The sequence below is a fragment of the Pseudomonas sp. Marseille-Q7302 genome (assembly GCF_965111925.1).
On record NZ_CBCOPK010000001.1, the window covers coordinates 2,096,021 to 2,115,892 of the forward strand.

Here is a 19,872-nt window from a genome sequence, read left to right on the forward strand (position 1 = left end):
GCTTACTCGGCGATCTGCAGCTCACGCGCCTTGGTGTAGAAGTAGCGGATCTTCTCGTACTCGAACGGCGAATTCAGCTGGCCGTATCTCATGTCGGTGACGTATCTCAGGTTGATACCACGCAACACCATGATCTCCGGATGGCGACTGCTCTCGTCGTTGACGTTGAGGAAGTTCACCTGACTCTCCGCGGCGAAATCCACCGCCAGCCCGCCGGTATCGCGCAGGTTGGACGGACCGAGGATCGGCAGCATCAGGTAGGGACCATTGCCGACTCCGTAGAAGCCCAGGGTCTGGCCAAAGTCTTCCGGTTGCTTGATGAGGCCCACCTTGGTGGCCGGATCCCAGAGGCCGAACACCCCGATGGTGGTGTTGAGCAACAGCCGGCCGGTGGTGTCCAGGGCACGACGGCCCTTGAACTGCAGGACGCTGTTGAGCAGGTTGTTGACGTCACCCAGGTTGCTGAAGAAGTTGCTCACGCCGGAGCGGACGAAGCGCGGCGTGATCCAGCGGTAGCCATTGACCACCGGCAGCAGTACCCACTCATCCAGTCGGTAGTTGAAGTGGTAGACGTGACGGTTCCAGGATTCGAGCGGATCGTAGACGTCCAGGGCGACCAGGGAAGCTCGTTCGAATTCGCGTTGGTCCAGTCCCGAGTTGTACTTGAGCGTCGAGAGTGGATTGCTGAAACCGTCGGCCCCGACCGGTGCGGCCGGCATGGTGTCCGAGCCGATGGTCAGTGAGGAGGAGGGCAACGGGCTCGATTCGGCAGCGAAGACCGAGGCACTGGCCAGCAGAAGAAGAGCGAGCAGGGACTTAACCACGGGCGAAGAACTCCAGCATGGCGTTCGCATTGACGCGGTAGTTGAGATTGCCGCAATGGCCGCCATGGGGGTAGACGGTCAAGCGATCGCCAAAGGTCTTGCGCAGGAAACCGAGGTCGCCCGGGCCGAGAATGATGTCGTCGGCATTATGCATGACGCCGATCTTGGGGCTGCTCTTCAAGTAGTCCTCAAGGGCCGTCAGACTGGATTTGCGCGCCAGATCGTCAAGGTTCTGCCCCTTGAAGTTCTTCTGCCAGAACGGCATCACCTGCTCGGTCATGTAGCAGTCGAAATCGCACTGCAGCGAGCGGGCGAAGAAGCGCGTCAGGCTGGTGCCTTCGGTGATGGGGTAGGTCGGCGGGGTGATCAGACCGCGACGATTGATCAGGTCGGAAGTGAAGGCGATGTCTGCTGCCGAGAAGCGGAAGGACGAGCCGATCAGCATGGCCAGTTCTTCGTTGCTCAGGCGCTCTGGCGAACGCTGGAAGTCGCGCACCACGGCGTCATTAAAGTCGACATAACCCTTTTCCTGGAAGTAGCGGGTCAGCTTCGCCAGGATGAGTTCGTAGAAGGTGCGGTTGTTGGTCACGCCCTTCACTTCGGTCTGTACCAGGCGATCGAGGTTGCGCACCGAGGTCAGCAGATTGACCGGCGGATTCACCATCAGCACCTTCTTGAAATTGAAGCTGCGCTGGCTCTCGTCGAGGTAGGAGACGAAGGCCGCATCCAGGCCACCCAGGCTGTAGCCGGTCAGGTAGTAATCGGTGACCGGCAGCTTTGGATGCTGGGCACGTACCGCCTGCATGGCGCGATAGAGATCCTCGGCGTCATGCGGGGTGTAGCCCGGGGTAGCGGTCCGCGAGACCGATACCATGAAGTCCCAGCTGGTGGGGGAGGACAGCTGCACCACGTGGTAGCCGGCGGCGTAATAGAGCCGCTTTAGGTATTCCTGGGTGCTGGAGGAATAGTTGGCGCCAGTGCCGGCGATGAGGAAAATCAGCGGCGCCGGATGGTCCTGGCGAGCGAGGCGGTAGTGGAATTTCTTGACCGGCCAGAAGTTGCCGGGCAGCTGATATTCCCGTTCCGGACGCAGGTTGATGCTGTAGTCGTCCTGGTCGATGGTGCTTTCGGGCGGCAGCTCCGGCCGGAATTTTTCCGGCGTGGTGACGATGGTGGCCTCGAAAGGATTGACCAGGGGATAGCCATAGGTGGCGGCATCCACTTCGGCTGCCGCCTGCGCGGTACCGCAGAGACTGGAAAACAGCGCGCCCAGCAGGGCGGCGACGCGCAACGTAAAACGCATGGACAGAGTCCTTTCAGAGGGCTGAGAGCGTAGGTAAGACAACGGCCCGTCGATAGGTTGCATCGACAGGGGAAGGTTTCTGCGAGGCGTTGATTACAGAGCGGTCCATGGTCCGCGTCAAGCGACAACCGATGTCGTGAAAAGTGCGGCTCTTGTCGCTAACCGGTCTATGTAGGTCGTCCAGGCGGTAGTGGCCATCTTGCATTGCCCGAATGATGGGTATGGGGCAACCGCCCGAATTCCATAGCGAGAGGACTGCTGCATGAGCATGGTGAAGAAACTGTTGGGAATAGGACTCGGTGTTGCGCTCACCACCGCCATGGGCCTGGCCCAGGCGGCCAAGCCCGAAATCACCATCGGCTATGTCGATGGCTGGGCCGACAGCGTGGCAACCACCCACACCGCAGCTGAAGTGATCCGCCAGAATCTGGGCTATGAAGTCAAGCTCATGCCGGTTGCTGCCGGCATCATGTGGCAGGGCGTCGCTCGCGGCAAACTCGACGCCATGCTCTCCGCCTGGTTGCCGGTCACCCACGGCGCCTACTACGAGAAGATGAAAGACCAGGTGGTCGACCTGAACGTCAACACCCCCGACGCCAAGATCGGTTTGATCGTGCCGGAATACGTCAAGGCCAACAGCATCGCCGATCTGCAGGCGCAGAAAGCCGACTTCGGCGGCCGTATCATCGGTATCGACGCCGGTGCCGGGGTCATGATCAAGGCCGATCAGGCGATCAAGGACTACGGCCTGGATTACAAGCTCGTGGCCAGTTCGGGCAGCGGCATGATCGCCGAGCTGACCCGCGCCGAGAAGGACCAGAAGGCCGTCGTGGTGACCGGTTGGGTGCCGCACTGGATGTTCGCCAAGTGGAAACTCAAGTTCCTGGAAGATCCCAAGGGCGTATTCGGCGGCTCCGAGCATGTCGATACCGTGGCCAACCCCGCGCTGGAAGCCAAGGCCAAGCCGGTCTGGGACTTCCTGAAGAAGTTCGCCTGGCAGCCGGGTGAGGTGAACGAGGTGATGCTGGCGGTCGAAGAAGGCCAGAAGCCGGAAGAGGCCGCCAAGGCCTGGCTGGCCAAGCACCCGGATCGCGTGAAGTCCTGGCTGCCCTGAGACGTAGCCGAATGAAGAACGGGCCCCACGGGGCCCGTTTTTTTAGCTGTGCAGCTGTTCGGCAGCGTACAGCGTGTTTTCCAGCAGGCAAGCCCGCGTCATGGGGCCGACTCCGCCCGGTACCGGGGTGATCCAGCTGGCACGTTCGCGCGCGCTTTCGTACTCCACGTCGCCAACCAGACGGCCGTCGGCCTGGCGATTGATGCCGACGTCGATGACGATGGCACCGGGCTTGATCCATTCGCCCTTGACCAACCCCGGCTTGCCCACGGCCACCACTACCAGGTCGGCCTGGCTGACATGATGTTCGAGGGAGCGGGTGAATCTGTGGGTGACCGTGGCGGTGCAGCCGGCCAGCAGCAATTCCAGCGCCATGGGGCGACCAACTATGTTGGAAGCGCCGACCACCACCGCATCCAGACCATAGAGGTCGACACCGGTGCTGTGCAGCAGGGTCATGATGCCCTTGGGCGTGCAGGGTCGCAGCTGGGGGTTGCGCTGCGCCAGACGGCCCAGGTTATAGGGGTGGAAGCCGTCCACGTCCTTGTCGGTGCGGATGCGTTCGAGCAGCGTGGTGGCATCCAGGTGGGCGGGGAGGGGCAGCTGCAGGAGGATGCCATCGACGCTGGTGTCGTCATTGAGACGGTCGATCAGGGCTTCCAGCTCCGCCTGGCTGGTGCTGGCGGGCAGGTCATGGGCATAGGAGTCGAAGCCTACCTCTTCGCAATCCTTGCGTTTGTGCGCCACATAGACGCGCGAGGCGGGATCGTCGCCGACCAGGATGACGGCGAGGCCAGGGGCGCGCAGTCCGGCGCTACGACGTTGAGAGACTCGCTGGGCAATATCCTGGCGCAGGCGGGCGGCAATGGACTTGCCGTCGATCAGTTGGGCGGTCATGGGCGGTTTCTGGTGGTGACGGAAAAGGGTCGGCTATTTTCGCATGGACGGGCCCACTGGCAACAGAGAAGCCTCGGGTGACGGCTAACTCATTCTTTCTGCTTAAAAATTTTTAAAAAATTAGTTGACGGGTTGCCGCGAGCTTTATAACATTCGCCCCGCTTGCCGAGCACAGCCCAAGTCACTGACAAGGGCCAGGCAAGAGGCTTCTCACCAAGGAAGTCTCTGCTAGGGCAGCTGCCGTAACAGGCGCCCGTAGCTCAGCTGGATAGAGCATCCGCCTTCTAAGCGGATGGTCGCAGGTTCGAGTCCTGCCGGGCGCGCCATTGGCGGTTCGGCGACGGCAAGCATGTAAGATATGGTGGGCGTAGCTCAGTTGGTAGAGCACAGGATTGTGGCTCCTGGTGTCGTGGGTTCGATTCCCATCGTCCACCCCATATTCAGCGAACGCCAGACCTCGTGTCTGGCGTTCGTCTTTCAAGCGTCTCGCGGACGTGGTGGAATTGGTAGACACACCAGATTTAGGTTCTGGCGCCGCAAGGTGTGAGAGTTCGAGTCTCTCCGTCCGCACCAATCAAGATGCAAAGCAGAAAGCCGGCCCAGTGCCGGTTTTTTTGTGTCTGGAATTCGAGCGGCGACCGGTGCCTTGAGGTGCGCAACCGCCAGCTTCCCTGTTTCCAGCCTTGGGTGGTTAGTGGAAGTGCCGGAGCAGAGGCGCGCAGAGGGCGAGGCCAAAGGTGGTGCCAAACAGCAGGGCCCCGGTCCATTTCTGGCGGAAGCCGCTGGCTAGGCGTACGCCTGTGGGCGCTGGTGAGCTGTCCCTCACGGCCGCGTACGGGTGCGGGTCGTCGAACAGGGTGATCGAGCGGGTCAGTTGGGTTCGCATGATCCGGCCTCTCGCTGTGTGCACTAATAGTTATTGCCACCTTTCGAGAGTAGCGCGCCGGGCAATCAATGCAAGTTGCAGGCGGATCACTGGCGGACAGGGCGCGTGCGGGCAGGCGAGCGTCGGGTCAACGACGGACTCGCTGTGCCTGGTAGCTGAAGACGCCAGGCGACAGACGGTCAGGCAAGGGTCTCGCTCAGCAGGAAGAGCGTACCGCCGATGGCGCCGCCACTGAGCAGCACCAGGGTCAGCAAGACGCTGCCGACCCACTGAGCGATGTCGTCACTGATTTCGTAGTCCGAGTTCATGCCAGGCTCCAGGTAGAGATACCCGTCCTAGATATCAGTCGTCCGTTACAGTGCGACGACGCCGCAGCGATGACGTCTGGCCGGGCACCTCAGCTGGAGGCCCAACTCAGCCACAGCGTCTGTTCTTCGCTGAGCTGGCCGACCTCACGTAGCGCGCGTTCAAGGTCTTCCCGTACCCGGCGCTTGAGATCGGCATTGAGGTCGATCTGGGCGGTTTCCGCCAACTGATCGGCAAGCGAGAGGTCCGCGCTGAGCTGGCGTAATCGAGGGCCGATGAAATCCTTTTGCTGCATGAGCCGCTCCTGGTTCCTGATGCCCCGGAGTGTGGCATGAGCCGGCTTCCACTGAACATAAGTCGGAAAGATATTGTCTGACTCGATTGGTTAAAAGTTCGACTTGCGTCGTTTTGAGACAAGGCAATGTCCGAAGCGGTAAGAGTTTTATAGGGAAGCAAGGATCATGAGCGGGAATTCGACGCGCAAGCTGCTGGTATTGACGGCAGGTTTCGGTCTGCTGGTAGTGGCCGCCGTGGCGACCACGCACAAGAGCGATTCGACTGGCAGCGAGCCGGCCGTGGTAGCGACGACGGCGCCGCCGGTGGCAGCCCATGCACCGACCACGGGTACCCATCCCGTTGCCGAAGAGCACAAGCAGGATCTGCAGAGCTTTCTCGCTCAAGCCTCGTTGACGCCCTGCGGCGTCTCGATACCGGCGACCATCAGCGATCCTGCCTGTCGTGACGCGGTCGCGACCCATGCTCGCCATGCGGGCTATGACGATGCGGAGATCACCGCCTACCTGGACGCGCATCGCCCAAGATGATCCCTCAGACATAGCGCCACGGGTTATAAGCAAAGATTCTTTCAATATATCTCGGCATAACCTGAGTCGTTATCCTGTGCGGCCGCTAGATGAGCCGACAACGGCAATTGGGGCTGTAATGGAAGTAGGGGCAATAGGCTTCGTGATCGCGGGGCTGGTGGTGGGCTTCATCGTGGGCATGACCGGGGTAGGGGGCGGCTCCCTGATGACACCCATCCTGCTCTGGTTCGGGATCAACCCGGCCGCCGCGGTGGGTACCGATCTGCTCTATGCCGCCATCACCAAGGCCGGTGGCGTCTTCGTCCATCAGCGCAATCGCAACATCGACTGGGCCGTGACCGGCTGGCTGGCCGCAGGCAGCGTACCGGCCGCGCTGCTGACGCTACTCGCCCTGGCGCTGTTGCCGGGCGATCAGCACGCCACCAATGCGCTGATCAAGCAGGCGCTGGGCATCGTGCTGCTGCTGACGGCCCTGGCCATCCTGTTCAAACGGCAGATCTTTGCCTTCGCCAGTCGCCATGCCGGCGACAGACTGCACCTGAGTGCCGGTCGCCTCATTGCCCTGACGGTGCTGACCGGCGCAGTGCTGGGCTTCATGGTGACCCTGACCTCCATCGGTGCCGGGGCCCTGGGAACGGTCGCGCTCTTTCTGCTCTATCCGCTGATGGCGACCCGGCGGCTGGTCGGCACCGAAATCGCCCATGCGGTCCCCCTGACCCTGGTGGCGGGGCTCGGTCATGCCGGCCTGGGCAATCTGGACTGGCACGTGCTGGGCTTTCTGCTGCTGGGTTCGCTACCGGGCATCTTCATGGGCAGTCATCTTTCTGGACGGGTGCCGGACAAGGTACTGCGGCCCTGCCTCGCGATCATGCTGATGCTCATCGGCGCCAAGCTGGTGGCGTGAGACCAGCTGCAAGCGAAACGGGTCATTCGTCAGACGACTACTGGCGCTCCGCCGAGCGAAAACCTCTCTAGGATAGACGGAACTCAAATTGTTATCGCAATTGCCGATAGCCTGATTGCCGAGTCCCTTCCTGGAGTTGTCCCCATGTCTTCCGCTTTCACCGCCTCTGCCACCGTCGATGACGCCAGCGCCTATCACACCCTGCGCCAGGCCCTGGATCGCTCCCTGGCGGTGATCGAGTTCGATCTGCAGGGGACGGTGCTGCATGCCAACGGCAATTTCCTGGAGACCTTTGGTTATCGCCTGGATGAGATCAGCGGACGCCACCATCGTCTGTTCTGCCCGGCGGCAGTGGCCCAGAGCGAGGACTACCAGGCGTTCTGGGAGACGCTGAGTCGTGGCGAGTTCCGCAGTGGCGTCTATCGACGCAAGCGCAAGGACGGCAGCCTGGTGTGGATTCGCGCCACCTATAACCCGCTGCTGGATGCCGAGGGCAAACCCCAGCGCATCATCAAGTTCGCCACCGATATCACTGAAGCCCGGCTGCAGGCGGTGGAGTTCGAGGGCAAGATCGCAGCCATCCATCGCTCCCAGGCGGTGATCGAATTCGATCTGCAGGGCAACGTGCTCTGGGCCAACGACAACTTCCTCGACATGACCGGCTACGCGCTGGATGAGCTGCGCGGGCGGCATCACAGTCTGATGTGCCCGGCCGACTACGCTCGCTCGCCGGAATATGCCCTGCTGTGGAATCGACTGGGCCAGGGCACCTTCGATACCGGCGTCTACAAGCGTATCCGCCGCGATGGCCGACCGATCTGGATCCAGGCCTCCTACAATCCCATCCTCGACAGCGACGGCCGACCCTACAAGGTGGTGAAGTTCGCCACCGACGTGACCGACGCGCAACTCCAGGCCGCCGAATTCGAAGGCAAGATGGCCGCCATCGATCGGGCCCAGGCGGTGATCGAGTTCGATCTGCACGGCACCATCCTCGACGCCAACGAAAATTTCCTCGCCGCACTCGGCTATCGCCTGGAAGAGGTGCGTGGCAAGCATCACCGGATCTTCTGCGAACCGGATGATGCGCGCTCGCCGGGGTATCGGTTGTTCTGGGAAAAGCTCGGCCGCGGCGACTTCGATGCCAGCTTGTACAAGCGCCGCGCCAGCGATGGGCGTCAGGTGTGGATCCAGGCCACCTACAATCCCATCCTCGATGCCGAGGGCAAACCCTACAAGGTCGTCAAATTCGCCAGTGACGTGACCGAAAGTCAGCTGCGCAACAGCGACTACGAAGGCAAGGTAGCGGCCATCGACCGGTCCCAGGCCATCGCCGAATTCTCGCTGGACGGCACGGTGCTGACCGCCAACCGCAACTTCCTGCTGGCCTTGGGTTACCAGGCCGACGAGATAGTGGGCAAGCATCACCGCCTGTTCTGCGCTGACGACTATGCCCGCTCGGCGGAGTATCGGTTGTTCTGGGATAAGCTTGGGCGCGGTGAGTTCGATGCCGGGGTGTACAAGCGGCGCAACAGTCGTGGCGAGGAGATCTGGATCCAGGCCACCTACAACCCGATCTTCGACGCCGACGGCAAGCCGTGCAAGGTGGTGAAGTTCGCCGTGGACATCACCGAGAGTCAGATTCGCAACAGCGACTATGCCGGCAAGGTGGCCGCCATCGATCGCGGCCAGGCGGTGATCGAGTTCGACCTGACCGGCAAGATCCTCGATGCCAATCGCAACTTCCTGGCTACCCTCGGCTATCGCCTGGAAGAGATTCGTGGCCAGCATCATCGGCTCTTCTGCGAAGCCGAGCATGTCGCTTCCAGCGAGTACCGTGAGTTCTGGGCGCGACTGGCTCAGGGCGAGGTGTTCGGCGGGCGCTTCATGCGGCTGAGCAAGTTCGGTCAGCGGATCTGGATCCAGGCGACCTACAACCCGATCTTCGACGCCGAAGGGCAGGTGCACAAGGTGGTGAAGTTCGCCACCGACATCACCCGCCAAGTCGAGATGGAGCAGCACGTGCGGCAGAAGATCGAGCAGATGAATCTCTCGCTGCACGCCCTGACCCGTTCCATCAACCAGATCGCCGAGACCACCGATGACGCCAACCGTATGGCGCGCCGCACCCTGGAGGAAGCCGAGCGCGGCTCCCTGACGCTGACTCGCTCGCTGGATGCCATGGCTGCCATAGGCACCACCGCCGGTGGTATCCAGGACATCGTCCAGGTCATCAGCGACATCGCCAACCAGACCAACATGCTGGCCTTCAACGCCGCCATCGAGGCCGCTCGTGCCGGTGAGCATGGCCTAGGGTTCTCGGTGGTGGCCGACGAGGTACGCAAGCTTGCCGAGAAGTCGTCCCAGGCGACCAAGGAGATCAACAAGCTGATCCTGGAGTCAGTCAAGAGCATCGCCCAGGGCAGTGAGATCTCCCGCAGTGTGGGAGAGGCCTTCGGCATGATCGCCGAAGGAGTGGGCAAGACCCAGCAGTCCATCGAGGCCATCAACGGCTCCACCGCGGCCCAGCTCGACGATGCGGCGCGGGTCAATCAGCTGATCCAGGAACTGGACGCGGCCACCACCCTCCCGCCGATGGTCGGGGGAGGACGGCCGTGACCCAGGGTGTGGTGCGGATCGGCGAACTAGAAGTCGCGCTGTCCGCCCAGGCCCTGGAACGCGTGGTGCCCTGGCCGGAGCGCCTGGCGCCTCATCCGAGTCCGGTGCCCTGGTTGCTGGGCCTCTTCGAGCTGGGCGGCCAGCCGCTGCCGCTGGTGGACGGTCATCGCCTGCTGGGGTTGCCGGCGGTCGAGCACGAGCGCCGGATCGCCGTGATCCGTCATGGGGGTGGGCGCTTCGGCCTGGCCATCGATGGGGTGGTGGACATCCTCAAGCTGGCGGATGACGCCATCGTGCAATTGCAGGGGGCGCCCGGGCGCCTGCTGGGACAGGTGCATCTGCAGCCGGAGACCGGCCGGCTGGTGCATCTGCTGGATCTGCCGGCGCTGGCCGCCTTGCCGGGCTTCGAGGTCAGCGCCGACAGGCCGCCGGCGCTACAGCGGCAGGCAGCCATTGGCACGGAAGAGGAGCGGCTCTATCTGCTGTTCGAGTGCGATGGGCGGTGCCTGTGCCTGGATGCGGCGGTGGTGCAGGAGCTGGTGGATCGACCGCAGCTGACGCCCAGCGAATTCGCCAGCGACAGCTGTCGCTACCAGGTGCAGCTGAGAGGCCAGGCCTTGCCGGTGCTGGAGCTGTCCGAGCTGCTGGGCCTGGCCACGCCCGCCCAGGGTCACCATGAGCAGCTGCTGGTGCTGGCGGCGGGCGATCAGGGTCAGTATCGGGTGGCCTTCGGCTTCCAGCGGCTGCTCGGCATGTGGCGGCGGAATCCGGCGCAGTGCGCGCCGCTGCTTGGCTTCGGGCTGGAGCAGCCCGGACTGTTGCGCGGGGTGTTCAGCGCCGCGGAGGGCGAGGCGGCCATCGTGATCGATCACCTGGCCCTGGGGTGCCAGGAGGCGGCGGTGGCCTACGCGCGGATCTATCGCACCGATCGCGACCTGCTGCGCGAAGAGCGGCGTCAGGTCCGCCGCCAGTCGTGCCTGACCTTTCTCGCCGAATTGCTGTTCGCCGTCCCGCTGGAGCAGGTGGCCGAGGTCTTGCCGCTGCCGGCGCACTACTTGCGCCTCGGCCAGCGGGATCCGCGGTTGCTGGGATTGATGGAGGTCCGCGGCCAGCAGATCACCCTGGTCTGCCTGCGGACCCTGGCCGGTGCAACGGCGGTGGAGTCCGGTCCTGGCGATCAGGTGATCGTGGTGGAAGGGCAACGCCAGCGCCTGGGTTTCGTGGTGCAGCGGGTCGAGGCCATCGAGGCCTTTACCGAGTTGCGCGCCGATGCCCTGGCGCGCAGCTGGCAGTGGTCAGGGGAGGGCGGGGCAGTACCGGCGCAGCGGGCGCAGAGCTGGGTGGGCGTAGGATCCGCGGGCAACAGTCGCCAGGCGACCCTGATCGACCTCGGGGCGCTGGTGAAACGTCTGGAAGGTCAGCCCCGGCAGACCCTTCCGGAGCGCATGGCTGCGACAGTTTGACGATACCGCTCGTCGCTTCGTCGAACGGTCGGGTAACGGATTACCCGTGGCTTTGTCGGGCACCGAAGGCGTCCCTCATCGAAGCGGTACCGGCAGGCTAGAGCGAGTGGTGTTTGCCGGAAGTCGCCAGGTGGGGCGCGCCACCGCGCCGCCGCTGCCGGAGCCGGGTGCAGGCGTTCATCAGGGAGTTGTCAAGAAATCCCGCGGCGCGTCGAAGCAGAGAAAGACACAACTTTCCTGGGTGATCCCATGTTCAACTCCGCACTCAAACGCCGCATTGCCGAACTCGAAGCTGAACTGGCCGATCATCGGCAGTTACGCGCGGCGTTCTGTAACGATGCCCTTTGCCTGCTGCTGGACGCCCAGGGGCGGATCGAGGATTTCAACGAGAACTTCGCGCTCTGCCTGGGCTACGCTCCCGGCAGCCTGACCGGGCGGAATCTGGACGAGATCATTCCGGACTACGTGAAGAAGCTGGTCTGCTACGGCGATCTGAAGCGCAGCTTCAGTGAAGGTCACCAGGCCAGTGGCATCTATCGGCTGCTGCGCGGCACCGGTGGCGTTGCCTGGCTCTACGCAATCTGGACGCCGGTGCGGGATACCGAGGGTCGGGTCAAGCAGATCCGCTGCTACGCCTATGACCGTACCGAGCAGGTGGAAACCTCCACCGAGCACTCGGGCATCATCAATGCGCTGCTGCGCTCCACCGCGGTGATCGAATTCGATCTCTCCGGCGAGGTGCTCACCGCCAACGAGCGCTTCCTGCAGGGCATGGGCTATTCGCTGGCGCAGATCGTCGGCAAGCACCATCGGATGTTCTGCAGCCGCGAAGAGGCCGAATCGGCCGACTATCGCGCCTTCTGGGAACGGCTCAACCGGGGTGACTACGTGGCCAGTCGCTTCAAGCGCATCGACAGCCATGGCCGCACGGTCTGGCTAGAAGCCTCCTACAACCCGGTGCTCAACACCCGCGGCGAGCTGTACAAGGTCATCAAGTTCGCCACCGTCATCACTGAACAGGTAGAGCAGGAGCTGGCGGTGGCCGAAGCCGCGCGGGTCGCCTTCGACATCTCCCAGACCACCGACGAAAGCGCCCGTCAGGGTGCGGCGGTGGTGCAGGACACGGTGGCGGTGATGACCCGCATCGCCGACGAGATTCAGGTCGCTGCCAACGGCATCGAAGACCTCGGTAAGCAGTCGCTGGTGATCAGCGCCATCGTCAAGACCATCAGCGGTATCGCCGAGCAGACCAATCTGCTGGCGCTCAACGCCGCCATCGAAGCCGCCCGGGCAGGCGAACAGGGCCGGGGTTTCGCCGTGGTGGCGGACGAGGTCCGGCAACTGGCCGGGCGCACCAGCAAGGCCACCGAAGAGATCGTCGGGGTGGTGCAGCAGAATCAGCAACTGGCGCAGACCGCGGTCAGCAACATGGCTGCGAGTCGGCAACAGGCGGAGCAGGGCCTGCACCTGGCCAGCAACGCTGGGGTGCGCATCACCGAGATCCAGGACGGCGCCCGCCAGGTGGTGGGCGCGGTCAGCCAGTTCGCCCGGCGGCTGAGTTAAGGCTCCTCGTCCCAGCCAGCGGCGCTGTACCACCGATAGCCCTCGGCCGTGAGCTCCAGCCAACGGCCCTGGTGGATGACCATCCGGGTGGCCACCTCGGGGCTGGCCAGGCCGGTCGCTACCAGCAGGCTGCGGATCAGGGCGCCGTGGGCCACCAGCAGGGTGGGGCCATCGAGCGCCTCCAGCAGCGGGCGAACCCGCTCGGCCGCATCCGCATAGCTTTCGCCACCTGGTACCCGAAAGGTATAGGGCTCGGCAGCGCGGCTGGCATGCTGCTCGGGATAGCGCTGGGCGATGGTGGGCATGTCCAGGCCTTCCCAGTCGCCAAAGGCCTTTTCCGCCAGGCGCGCGTCCCGGCCCAGGCTCCTTGGGGTACCGGGCAGTTGCGCGAGGATCAGTTCGAGGGTTTCGCTGGCGCGCTGCAGCGGGCTGCTCAGGCAGGCGAAGGGACCTATGTCGTAGCGTTCGCGCAGGGCTAGGCCGACGGCCTGTGCCTGGGCGCGACCGCGAGCGTTCAGCGGGATGTCCTGGCGTCCTTGCAGACGGCCGCTGGCGTTCCAGTCGGTTTCGCCGTGACGGATCACCAGCAAGGGAGTGGGCAAAGGCAAAGGCAAAGGCATCAATCCAGGGCAGTGGGTAGAGTTAGGATGAAGCGCTGACGACCGTTCTCCAGGCGGGCGATCAAACTGCCGCCATGGCCGCGGGCGATCTCCTGGGCGAGATAGAGGCCCAGCGCCAGGCCGGGGGGTCGTTGCGCGTCGGCCTGGGTCAGCGCGGGCTGGAACACTTGGGCCAGGGTAGCAGGGTCCACCGTGGCGGCGCTGCTGTTCACCTCGAGTTGGTAGCTGCGCTCTTCGAGCGCACCGCGCAGGACGAGGGTGTCCCCCGCAGGGCTCTGGACGGCGGCGTGCTCGAGCAGGGCGCCCACCGCCTGCAGGAGGCGCGGCAGATCAAGCCGGAGCGCAGCCGGCAGCACGGGCAACTCGCCGTTGAAATGCCGATCAGGAAAACGCGCCTGTAGTGTCGCGAGCAAGCTGGCGAGACGTTCGTTCACGCCATCCTCCAGCGCCAGCTTCAAGGGCAGGCCCAGCCCCAGGCGCGTCCGTACGAAGTCGGCCGCCTCGCCACAGCGCCCGGCCAGCCTGCCGGCCTCGGCTTGCCCGTCGCGGGCCTGGGAATCCTGGGTGGCCAGCGCCTGCAGCGGCCGCTGCAGGTCCTGTTCAAAAAGCACCAGCAACTGCTCGCGCAGCGTTTGGAGATCGCTGTCGCCGCGCGGTCCGGGCATTTCGTCACGGCGTTGCTCTTCGCGTGCGAGCAGCTCGCCCAGCAAGCGGGCGAACCCTTCCAGGGTGGTGATCACCGAGCCCTGTTCCAGTCGCGGAGCGGGTCGAGGATCGAAGGCGCAGAGGGTGCCGAAGAAGGTGCCATTGGGGCGGAATACGGGCACTGACAGATAGCTCTTCCAGCCATAGAGGCTGGGCGCCGGATGGTCGCAGTAGGTGGGGTTCTGTTCCACGTCGCTGATGACCACGGCGTCGTGGGAAGAGCGCACGTGATTGCAGAGGGTGGACTCGAGATCCAGCTCCGCGCCGGGTTGCAGGCCGTAGGCGATCCGATCCTCCACGGCGCAGGCGATCCAGCGCTGGTCGGTGACCTCCGCGATGGTGGCGACACCGAGGCCGCTGACCTCGCACACGACGCGCAGGAGCGCCGCGACGGAATCCAGCGACGCCAGCAGTTCAAGGCTTTCCACGGCGCTGGAGGGGTGACTGGACATGGTGTGGTAACTCTCTGACGGACAAGGCCTGAACGCTAGGCCAAGAGACGCCGGAGGGCAACCATCAGCTAGACGTCGTTGAGGTTGTTCCAGGCTACGACTAGCCGATCAGATCGGTCGCGTAGGCCAGTACGGTAAGGCAGAGCAGTAGCAGCAGCAGGTTGGCCGGGGTGATGCTTTTCATCAATGGGATCCTCTCACGCAAGGGGTTTTCCTTGTCCAGGTACACCTGGAAACGCCACGTCGGCGCGGGGGATCGCTAGGGGTGGAGCGGGTAGGTTCATCTCTGCGTCTCGATACTGCTGGCAAAGGACAGGAGTCGGAACGCCACTGTCGCCGTTCGTTCAGCGCCTGCCAGGGGAGCTGCGACATCTGGTCGAAGCGGCAGTGCGAGCGGTTCGCAGTTGCCAACGGCTGAGCAAGCCGGTAGCGTGACGCCCCATGCGAACCTTCCTCTGTCCTATCAGCGCTTATTACTACTACCTGACCAATATCGGGTGGTAGGTACTGCGCTGCATGACCGAACCGCCTAGGGCGGCTCGGTCAAGGCAACTTCTCCCGGTCTCCCTGGCACCGTCCAGCCACAGGAGACCCCATGGACAGCACCACGCAAGACCTGCTCGCCACCCTCGAAGCCCGCGGTTTCGTCCACCAGACCACCGACCGGGATGGCCTCGCGCGCGCCTTCGCTGCCGGGCCGGTGACCGGCTATCTCGGCTTCGACGCCACCGCCGACAGCCTCCACGTCGGCCATCTGCAAGGCCTGATGCTGATGCGCTGGCTGCAGCGTGCCGGCCATTCCATCCTCTTGCTGATCAGTGGCGCCACCACCCGCATCGGCGACCCCAGTTTCCGCGACAGCAGTCGCCCGGTACTCACCGACGGCCAGGTCGCCCTGAACATGGCCGGCATCGCCAAGGCCTTTCACCGCTATCTCGAAGTGGGCGATGGCCACGGTCGTGCCCAGGTGGTGGACAACGCCGAGTGGCTCGACGGCCTGGGCTACCTGGATTTTCTCGGCGCCGTGGGCCGGCATTTTTCCATCAACCGGCTGCTCACCTTCGATGCCATCAAGAATCGTCTCGACCGCGAGCACTCGCTGTCCTTTGAGGAATTCGGCTACACCCTGCTGCAGGCCTACGACTTCGTCGAGCTGTCGCGGCGCTATGGCTGCACCCTGCAACTAGGCGGCGCGGACCAGTGGGCCAACATCATCAACGGCGTGGAGCTGTCGCGCCGTCAGGGCGGCCCTCAGCTCTATGGTCTGACCATGCCGCTGCTGGCCACCCGTGATGGGCGCAAGATGGGCAAGTCGGCTCAGGGCGCGGTCTGGCTCAACGAGGAGCGGCTGTCGGCCTTCGACTTCTGGCAGTTCTGGCGCAACTGCGACGATGCGGACGTCGAACGTTTCCTGGCCCTGTTCACCGAATTGCCGTTGGACGAGGTCCGCCGACTGGGCGCCCTGGGTGGCGCGGAAATCAACCTGGCCAAGACGGTGCTGGCCAACGAGGCGACGCGGCTCGCCCATGGGGAGGGGGCACAGCGCGAGGCCGAGGCGGCGGCCGCCGAGGTATTCGCCGATCGAGACGGCGCGGGTCAGCTGCCGGAAATCGCCCTGACTCGCAAAGAGCTGGAAGGGGGCGTCAGCCTGGTCGAGTTGTTGGTGGCAGCCGGGCTGCAGCCTTCGCGCAGTGCGGTGCGTCGCCTGGCGGAAGGCGGTGGCCTGCGCCTGGACGAGCAGACGGTGATGGATCCCGATATCCGTCTAACGCTGACGGACGCCGGGCGGCGGGTAAGTCTGGGCAAGAAAAGACATTTGCGCATCACGTTGACGGACTGAGGAGAAGGCTATGAATGTCTGGGTGATCGGTGCCTCGCGGGGCATAGGTTTGGGGCTGGTGGAGCGCTATCTGGCGCAGGGTGCTCAGGTGTTGGCGCTGGTGCGAGCGCCGAACGCCGCGTTGGATGCCCTGATGGCGACTGCCAAGGGCCGGCTGCGGGTGGTGACCGGCGATCTGTGCGATCCCGACCTCGGCACACGACTGCTGGAAGAGTTGCGTCCTGGCTCGCTGGATCGGCTGATCGTCAACGCCGGCATCATGGGGCCGGCAGAAGAGGACGGGCAGTGGGCGACGGTCTCGGAGCTGGGCGAGCTGTTCCTCACCAATGCCGTGGCACCCCTGCGGTTACTGGATGCCCTGGCGCCGCGAATGGCCGCCGAGGGGGTGATGGCCTGTCTGAGTTCGCAGATGGGCAGCGTCAGCCTGGCGCGGTCCGCCGAGATGCCACTCTATGGTGCCAGCAAGGCAGCGCTGAACAGCCTGCTGCAGAGCTGGGTGGCCGGGCGGCAACCGGCCTTCGCGGTGCTGGCGCTGCATCCGGGCTGGGTCCGCACCGAGCTGGGCGGGGCAAGCGCCCCGGTCGAAGTCGCCGATAGTGTGGCTGGTCTGGTCGCGACGATCGAGGCCCGGGTTGGCCAAAGCGGCAGCGCCTTTCTCGACTACCAGGGCCAGGCCTTGCCCTGGTGAGCCGGTGGCCGGATCGCTCAGGCGCGCTGAGCGATCCGGCCCTTGTCCCGCTGCGGGGGAGGGTCGAAGATGCGGGCATTACCCCCTGGGAGTGCCCTCATGCGCATCGATGATCGAACCTTCCTGGTAACCGGCGCCGGCTCCGGCCTCGGCGCGGCCACCGCCGGGCTGCTGGTGGCGGCAGGCGCCCGGGTGGCGCTGTTGGATCTGCAGGCCGATGCCGTGCAGGCCCAGGCCGAACGCCTCGGCGACCAGGCCCTGGCGCTGCCGGTGGATGTGACCGATGCCGGAGCCCTGAGCGCCGCCATCGACAGCCTTATGGAACGTTGGGGCAGTCTGCAGGGCGCGATCAACTGCGCCGGTATCGTCGGTGGCGCCCGCATCCTCGGGCGCAATGGGCCGCACGATCTGGCGGCCTTCGCCCGCATCGTCACCGTCAATCTGGTGGGCAGCTTCAATGTCTTGCGCCTGGCCGCGGCCGCTATGGCCCAAGGTGAGGCCGACGAGGGCGGCGAGCGCGGCGTGATCATCAATACCGCCTCCATTGCCGCCTTCGATGGCCAGATCGGCCAGGCCGCCTATGCTGCCTCCAAGGGTGGGGTCGCCGCGCTCACCCTGCCTGCCGCCCGTGAACTGGCCGGGCAGGGGATCCGGGTCATGACCATCGCGCCCGGGGTGTTCGAGACGCCCATGATGGCCGGCATGACCCCTGAGGTCCGCGATGCCCTGGCCGCCAACGTGCCCTTTCCACCGCGGCTCGGGCGGGGCGAGGAATTCGCCGCCCTGGTCCGCCACATCATCGAGAATCCCATGCTCAACGGCGAGGTGATCCGCCTCGACGGCGCCCTGCGCATGGCCCCGCGCTAGGAGAATCGTCATGAACGACCCCATTGTCATCGTCGCCGCTGCCCGTACGCCCATGGGTGCCCTGGGTGGCGAGCTGGCCGCGCTCTCGGCGCCGCAACTGGGTAGTGCCGTGGTTCGCGCGGTACTGGAGCGGGCCGGCTGGTCGCCCGAGCGAGTCGACGAAGTGCTGCTGGGCTGCGTCCTGCCCGCGGGCCTTGGCCAGGCCCCCGCGCGCCAGGCCGCCCTCGGCGCTGGCCTGGCCCAGACGACGCGCTGCACCACCCTGAACAAGATGTGCGGCTCGGGCATGCAGGCGACCATCCTCGGTCATGACCTGTTGCGTGCCGGCAGTGCCGAGGTAGTGGTGGCAGGTGGCATGGAAAGCATGAGCCGTGCGCCTTATCTGCTGGAAAAGGCCCGCAGTGGTTATCGTCTCGGCCATGGCGCCCTGATCGACAGCATGTTTCTCGACGGCCTGGAAGACGCCTATGAACCCGGGCGCCTGATGGGGACCTTCGCCGAGGATTGCGCCGCACGTCTGGGCATCGGCCGCGAACGCCAGGATGCCTATGCTCAGCAGTCTCTCGCACGGGCACGCCAGGCCCAGGCCAGTGGCGCCTTTGCCTCCGAGATCGTCCCGGTGGAGGTAGTGACGCGCAAGGAGACCCTGCGCCTCGACACCGACGAGCAACCCCGCCGCGCCGATCCTGCACGCATTCCCACGCTCAAGCCGGCCTTCCGCGAAGGCGGCACCGTGACCGCGGCCAATGCCAGCTCTATCTCCGATGGCGCGGCGGCGCTGCTGCTGATGCGCGCCAGCACGGCCGCTCATGAAGGTCTGGCGCCGCTGGCGACCATCCGTGGCCACGCCGCCCATGCCGGGGCGCCGGCCGACTTTCCCACCGCCCCCATCGGCGCCATCCGCACGCTGCTCGAGCGTATCGACTGGCAGTTGGGCGATGTCGACCTCTTCGAGATCAACGAAGCCTTCGCCGTGGTGGCGTTGGCCGCCCAGGATGCCCTGGGGCTGGACCCGGAGCGGCTGAACGTGCACGGTGGTGCCTGTGCCCTGGGCCATCCTATTGGTGCCTCCGGCGCGCGTATTCTGGTGACCCTGATCCAGGCGCTGCGTCACCGCGGCTTGCGTCGGGGCGTGGCCGCCATCTGCATTGGCGGCGGCGAGGCAACCGCCCTGGCGCTGGAACTCAACGACTAGACAAGGACAAGATCATGAGCGAACCCTCTGCCGAATCGACCCTGTTGCTGGACATCCAGGACCGCGTGGCCCTCATCACCCTCAATAGACCCAAGGCGCTCAACGCCCTCAATGCCCAGCTACTCACTGAGTTGGACGCCATGCTGGCGCGCCTGGACGCCGATCCCGAGGTGGGGTGCGTGGTGCTCACCGGCTCGGCCAAGGCCTTCGCCGCCGGGGCGGACATCAAGGAAATGGCCGGGCAGGGCTATCCGCAGATCTATCTGGACGACTACTTTCGCATCGCCGACCGCATCGCCGAGCGGCGCAAGCCCTTGATCGCCGCCGTGGCCGGCTACGCCCTGGGCGGTGGCTGCGAACTGGCGCTGCTGTGCGACTTCATCTATGCCGCCGACACCGCCCGCTTCGGCCTGCCGGAGATCACCCTGGGCGTCATCCCTGGCATCGGCGGCACCCAGCGTCTGACCCGTGCCCTGGGCAAGGCCAAGGCCATGGAGCTGTGCCTGACCGGTCGACAACTGGACGCTACCGAGGCCGAGCGCGCCGGCCTGGTCGCCCAGGTGTTTCCCGCCGACCAGCTCCTGGAGCGCACCCTGGAAGCCGCGCGGGGCATCGCCAGCCGTTCCCTGCCAGCGACCCTGCTGCTCAAGGAAAGCGTCAATCGGGCCTTCGAAACCAGCCTGGCCGAGGGCATCCGGTTCGAGCGCCGGGTCTTCCATTCGCTGTTCGCCAGCGCCGACCAGAAGGAAGGCATGGCAGCCTTCGTCGAGAAGCGTCCGGCGAAGTTCGAGCATCGCTAGGC

The 19,872-nt window shown here is 64.8% G+C and carries 17 protein-coding genes, 3 tRNA genes and 4 pseudogenes; 16 read left to right on the plus strand and 8 right to left on the minus strand.

The window, feature by feature from the left end; genetic code table 11:
- Positions 1 to 2 precede the first annotated feature (2 nt).
- Positions 3 to 719: an MlaA family lipoprotein gene (locus ACWPW1_RS09835; RefSeq protein ID WP_420480512.1), complete on the minus strand. Its 717-nt coding sequence runs from the start codon at positions 717 to 719 to the stop codon at positions 3 to 5.
- Between the two features lie 97 nt (positions 720 to 816).
- Positions 817 to 2,127, minus strand: coding sequence for an alpha/beta fold hydrolase family protein (locus ACWPW1_RS09840; RefSeq protein ID WP_059314514.1), 1,311 nt, complete (start codon positions 2,125 to 2,127; stop codon positions 817 to 819).
- A gap of 262 nt (positions 2,128 to 2,389) precedes the next feature.
- On the opposite strand from ACWPW1_RS09840, the gene ACWPW1_RS09845 reads away from it, so the two are divergent.
- The gene (locus ACWPW1_RS09845) at positions 2,390 to 3,241 is read left to right on the plus strand and encodes a glycine betaine ABC transporter substrate-binding protein (protein WP_313647921.1); all 852 of its coding nucleotides are present in this window, start codon (positions 2,390 to 2,392) and stop codon (positions 3,239 to 3,241) included.
- Positions 3,242 to 3,283: 42 nt separating this feature from the next.
- On the opposite strand, the gene folD is transcribed toward ACWPW1_RS09845, so the two are convergent.
- Complete coding sequence (folD, locus tag ACWPW1_RS09850) at positions 3,284 to 4,138, minus strand: bifunctional methylenetetrahydrofolate dehydrogenase/methenyltetrahydrofolate cyclohydrolase FolD (RefSeq protein ID WP_059314516.1); 855 nt, start codon at positions 4,136 to 4,138, stop codon at positions 3,284 to 3,286.
- Positions 4,139 to 4,387: 249 nt separating this feature from the next.
- Here folD and ACWPW1_RS09855 point away from each other — a divergent pair.
- From ACWPW1_RS09855 to ACWPW1_RS09865, 3 genes are all read left to right on the plus strand, one after another.
- Positions 4,388 to 4,464 (plus strand) — tRNA-Arg (locus ACWPW1_RS09855).
- 35 nt (positions 4,465 to 4,499) lie between these two features.
- Positions 4,500 to 4,575, plus strand: a tRNA-His gene (locus tag ACWPW1_RS09860).
- A gap of 51 nt (positions 4,576 to 4,626) precedes the next feature.
- Positions 4,627 to 4,711, plus strand: a tRNA-Leu gene (locus tag ACWPW1_RS09865).
- Positions 4,712 to 4,829: 118 nt separating this feature from the next.
- On the opposite strand, the gene ACWPW1_RS09870 is transcribed toward ACWPW1_RS09865, so the two are convergent.
- From ACWPW1_RS09870 to ACWPW1_RS09880, 3 genes are all read right to left on the minus strand, one after another.
- Complete coding sequence (locus ACWPW1_RS09870; RefSeq protein WP_454252879.1) at positions 4,830 to 5,024, minus strand: hypothetical protein; 195 nt, start codon at positions 5,022 to 5,024, stop codon at positions 4,830 to 4,832.
- A gap of 179 nt (positions 5,025 to 5,203) precedes the next feature.
- Positions 5,204 to 5,332: a hypothetical protein gene (locus tag ACWPW1_RS09875; RefSeq protein WP_257721113.1), complete on the minus strand. Its 129-nt coding sequence runs from the start codon at positions 5,330 to 5,332 to the stop codon at positions 5,204 to 5,206.
- A gap of 89 nt (positions 5,333 to 5,421) precedes the next feature.
- Positions 5,422 to 5,625 carry a hypothetical protein gene (locus ACWPW1_RS09880; protein ID WP_059314518.1) on the minus strand — a complete coding sequence of 68 codons (204 nt, stop codon included), beginning with the start codon at positions 5,623 to 5,625 and terminating at the stop codon, positions 5,422 to 5,424.
- A 166-nt stretch (positions 5,626 to 5,791) separates the two neighbouring features.
- Here ACWPW1_RS09880 and ACWPW1_RS09885 point away from each other — a divergent pair, with 166 nt between their 5' ends.
- The 7 genes and pseudogenes from ACWPW1_RS09885 to ACWPW1_RS09915 form a co-directional block, all read left to right on the plus strand.
- A complete protein-coding gene (locus ACWPW1_RS09885; RefSeq protein WP_271654595.1) occupies positions 5,792 to 6,154 on the plus strand; it encodes a hypothetical protein in 363 nt (120 codons plus the stop codon).
- 118 nt (positions 6,155 to 6,272) lie between these two features.
- The gene (locus tag ACWPW1_RS09890; protein ID WP_059314520.1) at positions 6,273 to 7,058 is read left to right on the plus strand and encodes a sulfite exporter TauE/SafE family protein; all 786 of its coding nucleotides are present in this window, start codon (positions 6,273 to 6,275) and stop codon (positions 7,056 to 7,058) included.
- A gap of 144 nt (positions 7,059 to 7,202) precedes the next feature.
- Positions 7,203 to 9,065: pseudogene (locus ACWPW1_RS09895) on the plus strand (PAS domain-containing protein); the annotation flags it as partial.
- A 165-nt stretch (positions 9,066 to 9,230) separates the two neighbouring features.
- Positions 9,231 to 9,677, plus strand: a pseudogene (locus ACWPW1_RS09900) (methyl-accepting chemotaxis protein); the annotation flags it as partial.
- A complete protein-coding gene (locus ACWPW1_RS09905) occupies positions 9,674 to 11,140 on the plus strand; it encodes a chemotaxis protein CheW (protein WP_454252880.1) in 1,467 nt (488 codons plus the stop codon). The pseudogene ACWPW1_RS09900 and the gene ACWPW1_RS09905, both read left to right, overlap by 4 nt.
- A 249-nt stretch (positions 11,141 to 11,389) precedes the next feature.
- Positions 11,390 to 12,160 (plus strand): annotated as a pseudogene (locus ACWPW1_RS09910) (PAS domain-containing protein); the annotation flags it as partial.
- A gap of 105 nt (positions 12,161 to 12,265) precedes the next feature.
- Positions 12,266 to 12,703, plus strand: a pseudogene (locus ACWPW1_RS09915) (methyl-accepting chemotaxis protein); the annotation flags it as partial.
- On the opposite strand, the gene ACWPW1_RS09920 reads toward ACWPW1_RS09915, so the two are convergent.
- Both ACWPW1_RS09920 and ACWPW1_RS09925 read right to left on the minus strand, forming a co-directional pair.
- Positions 12,700 to 13,317 (minus strand): histidine phosphatase family protein, encoded by a 618-nt coding sequence (locus ACWPW1_RS09920; protein ID WP_454252881.1) that lies wholly within the window; start codon positions 13,315 to 13,317, stop codon positions 12,700 to 12,702. The pseudogene ACWPW1_RS09915 and the gene ACWPW1_RS09920 overlap by 4 nt on opposite strands.
- Before the next feature lie 5 nt (positions 13,318 to 13,322).
- Complete coding sequence (locus tag ACWPW1_RS09925) at positions 13,323 to 14,480, minus strand: GAF domain-containing protein (protein WP_434776366.1); 1,158 nt, start codon at positions 14,478 to 14,480, stop codon at positions 13,323 to 13,325.
- Positions 14,481 to 15,075: 595 nt separating this feature from the next.
- Here ACWPW1_RS09925 and tyrS point away from each other — a divergent pair.
- The 5 genes from tyrS (at position 15,076) to ACWPW1_RS09950 (ending at position 19,870) form a co-directional block, all read left to right on the plus strand.
- Positions 15,076 to 16,320, plus strand: coding sequence for a tyrosine--tRNA ligase (tyrS, locus tag ACWPW1_RS09930; protein ID WP_454252882.1), 1,245 nt, complete (start codon positions 15,076 to 15,078; stop codon positions 16,318 to 16,320).
- Positions 16,321 to 16,330: 10 nt separating this feature from the next.
- The gene (locus ACWPW1_RS09935; protein WP_454252883.1) at positions 16,331 to 17,008 is read left to right on the plus strand and encodes an SDR family oxidoreductase; all 678 of its coding nucleotides are present in this window, start codon (positions 16,331 to 16,333) and stop codon (positions 17,006 to 17,008) included.
- A gap of 99 nt (positions 17,009 to 17,107) precedes the next feature.
- Positions 17,108 to 17,875 (plus strand): SDR family NAD(P)-dependent oxidoreductase, encoded by a 768-nt coding sequence (locus ACWPW1_RS09940; protein WP_434776369.1) that lies wholly within the window; start codon positions 17,108 to 17,110, stop codon positions 17,873 to 17,875.
- 10 nt (positions 17,876 to 17,885) lie between these two features.
- A complete protein-coding gene (locus ACWPW1_RS09945) occupies positions 17,886 to 19,070 on the plus strand; it encodes an acetyl-CoA C-acyltransferase (RefSeq protein ID WP_434776370.1) in 1,185 nt (394 codons plus the stop codon).
- Positions 19,071 to 19,084: 14 nt separating this feature from the next.
- Positions 19,085 to 19,870, plus strand: a complete 786-nt coding sequence (locus ACWPW1_RS09950; protein WP_434776371.1) for an enoyl-CoA hydratase — start codon at positions 19,085 to 19,087, stop codon at positions 19,868 to 19,870.
- The last annotated feature ends 2 nt before the right edge of the window (positions 19,871 to 19,872 follow it).

What these genes read in the sequence shown, in the direction of transcription:
- ACWPW1_RS09835 (WP_420480512.1), bottom strand. Translation starts at nt 719, where the DNA reads ATGCCGGCCGCACCGGTCGGGGCCGACGGTTTCAGCAATCCACTCTCG.
- ACWPW1_RS09840 (WP_059314514.1), bottom strand. Translation starts at nt 2,127, where the DNA reads ATGCGTTTTACGTTGCGCGTCGCCGCCCTGCTGGGCGCGCTGTTTTCC.
- ACWPW1_RS09845 (WP_313647921.1), top strand. Translation starts at nt 2,390, where the DNA reads ATGAGCATGGTGAAGAAACTGTTGGGAATAGGACTCGGTGTTGCGCTC.
- folD (WP_059314516.1), bottom strand. Translation starts at nt 4,138, where the DNA reads ATGACCGCCCAACTGATCGACGGCAAGTCCATTGCCGCCCGCCTGCGC.
- ACWPW1_RS09870 (WP_454252879.1), bottom strand. Translation starts at nt 5,024, where the DNA reads ATGCGAACCCAACTGACCCGCTCGATCACCCTGTTCGACGACCCGCAC.
- ACWPW1_RS09875 (WP_257721113.1), bottom strand. Translation starts at nt 5,332, where the DNA reads ATGAACTCGGACTACGAAATCAGTGACGACATCGCTCAGTGGGTCGGC.
- ACWPW1_RS09880 (WP_059314518.1), bottom strand. Translation starts at nt 5,625, where the DNA reads ATGCAGCAAAAGGATTTCATCGGCCCTCGATTACGCCAGCTCAGCGCG.
- ACWPW1_RS09885 (WP_271654595.1), top strand. Translation starts at nt 5,792, where the DNA reads ATGAGCGGGAATTCGACGCGCAAGCTGCTGGTATTGACGGCAGGTTTC.
- ACWPW1_RS09890 (WP_059314520.1), top strand. Translation starts at nt 6,273, where the DNA reads ATGGAAGTAGGGGCAATAGGCTTCGTGATCGCGGGGCTGGTGGTGGGC.
- ACWPW1_RS09925 (WP_434776366.1), bottom strand. Translation starts at nt 14,480, where the DNA reads ATGTCCAGTCACCCCTCCAGCGCCGTGGAAAGCCTTGAACTGCTGGCG.
- tyrS (WP_454252882.1), top strand. Translation starts at nt 15,076, where the DNA reads ATGGACAGCACCACGCAAGACCTGCTCGCCACCCTCGAAGCCCGCGGT.
- ACWPW1_RS09935 (WP_454252883.1), top strand. Translation starts at nt 16,331, where the DNA reads ATGAATGTCTGGGTGATCGGTGCCTCGCGGGGCATAGGTTTGGGGCTG.
- ACWPW1_RS09940 (WP_434776369.1), top strand. Translation starts at nt 17,108, where the DNA reads ATGCGCATCGATGATCGAACCTTCCTGGTAACCGGCGCCGGCTCCGGC.
- ACWPW1_RS09945 (WP_434776370.1), top strand. Translation starts at nt 17,886, where the DNA reads ATGAACGACCCCATTGTCATCGTCGCCGCTGCCCGTACGCCCATGGGT.
- ACWPW1_RS09950 (WP_434776371.1), top strand. Translation starts at nt 19,085, where the DNA reads ATGAGCGAACCCTCTGCCGAATCGACCCTGTTGCTGGACATCCAGGAC.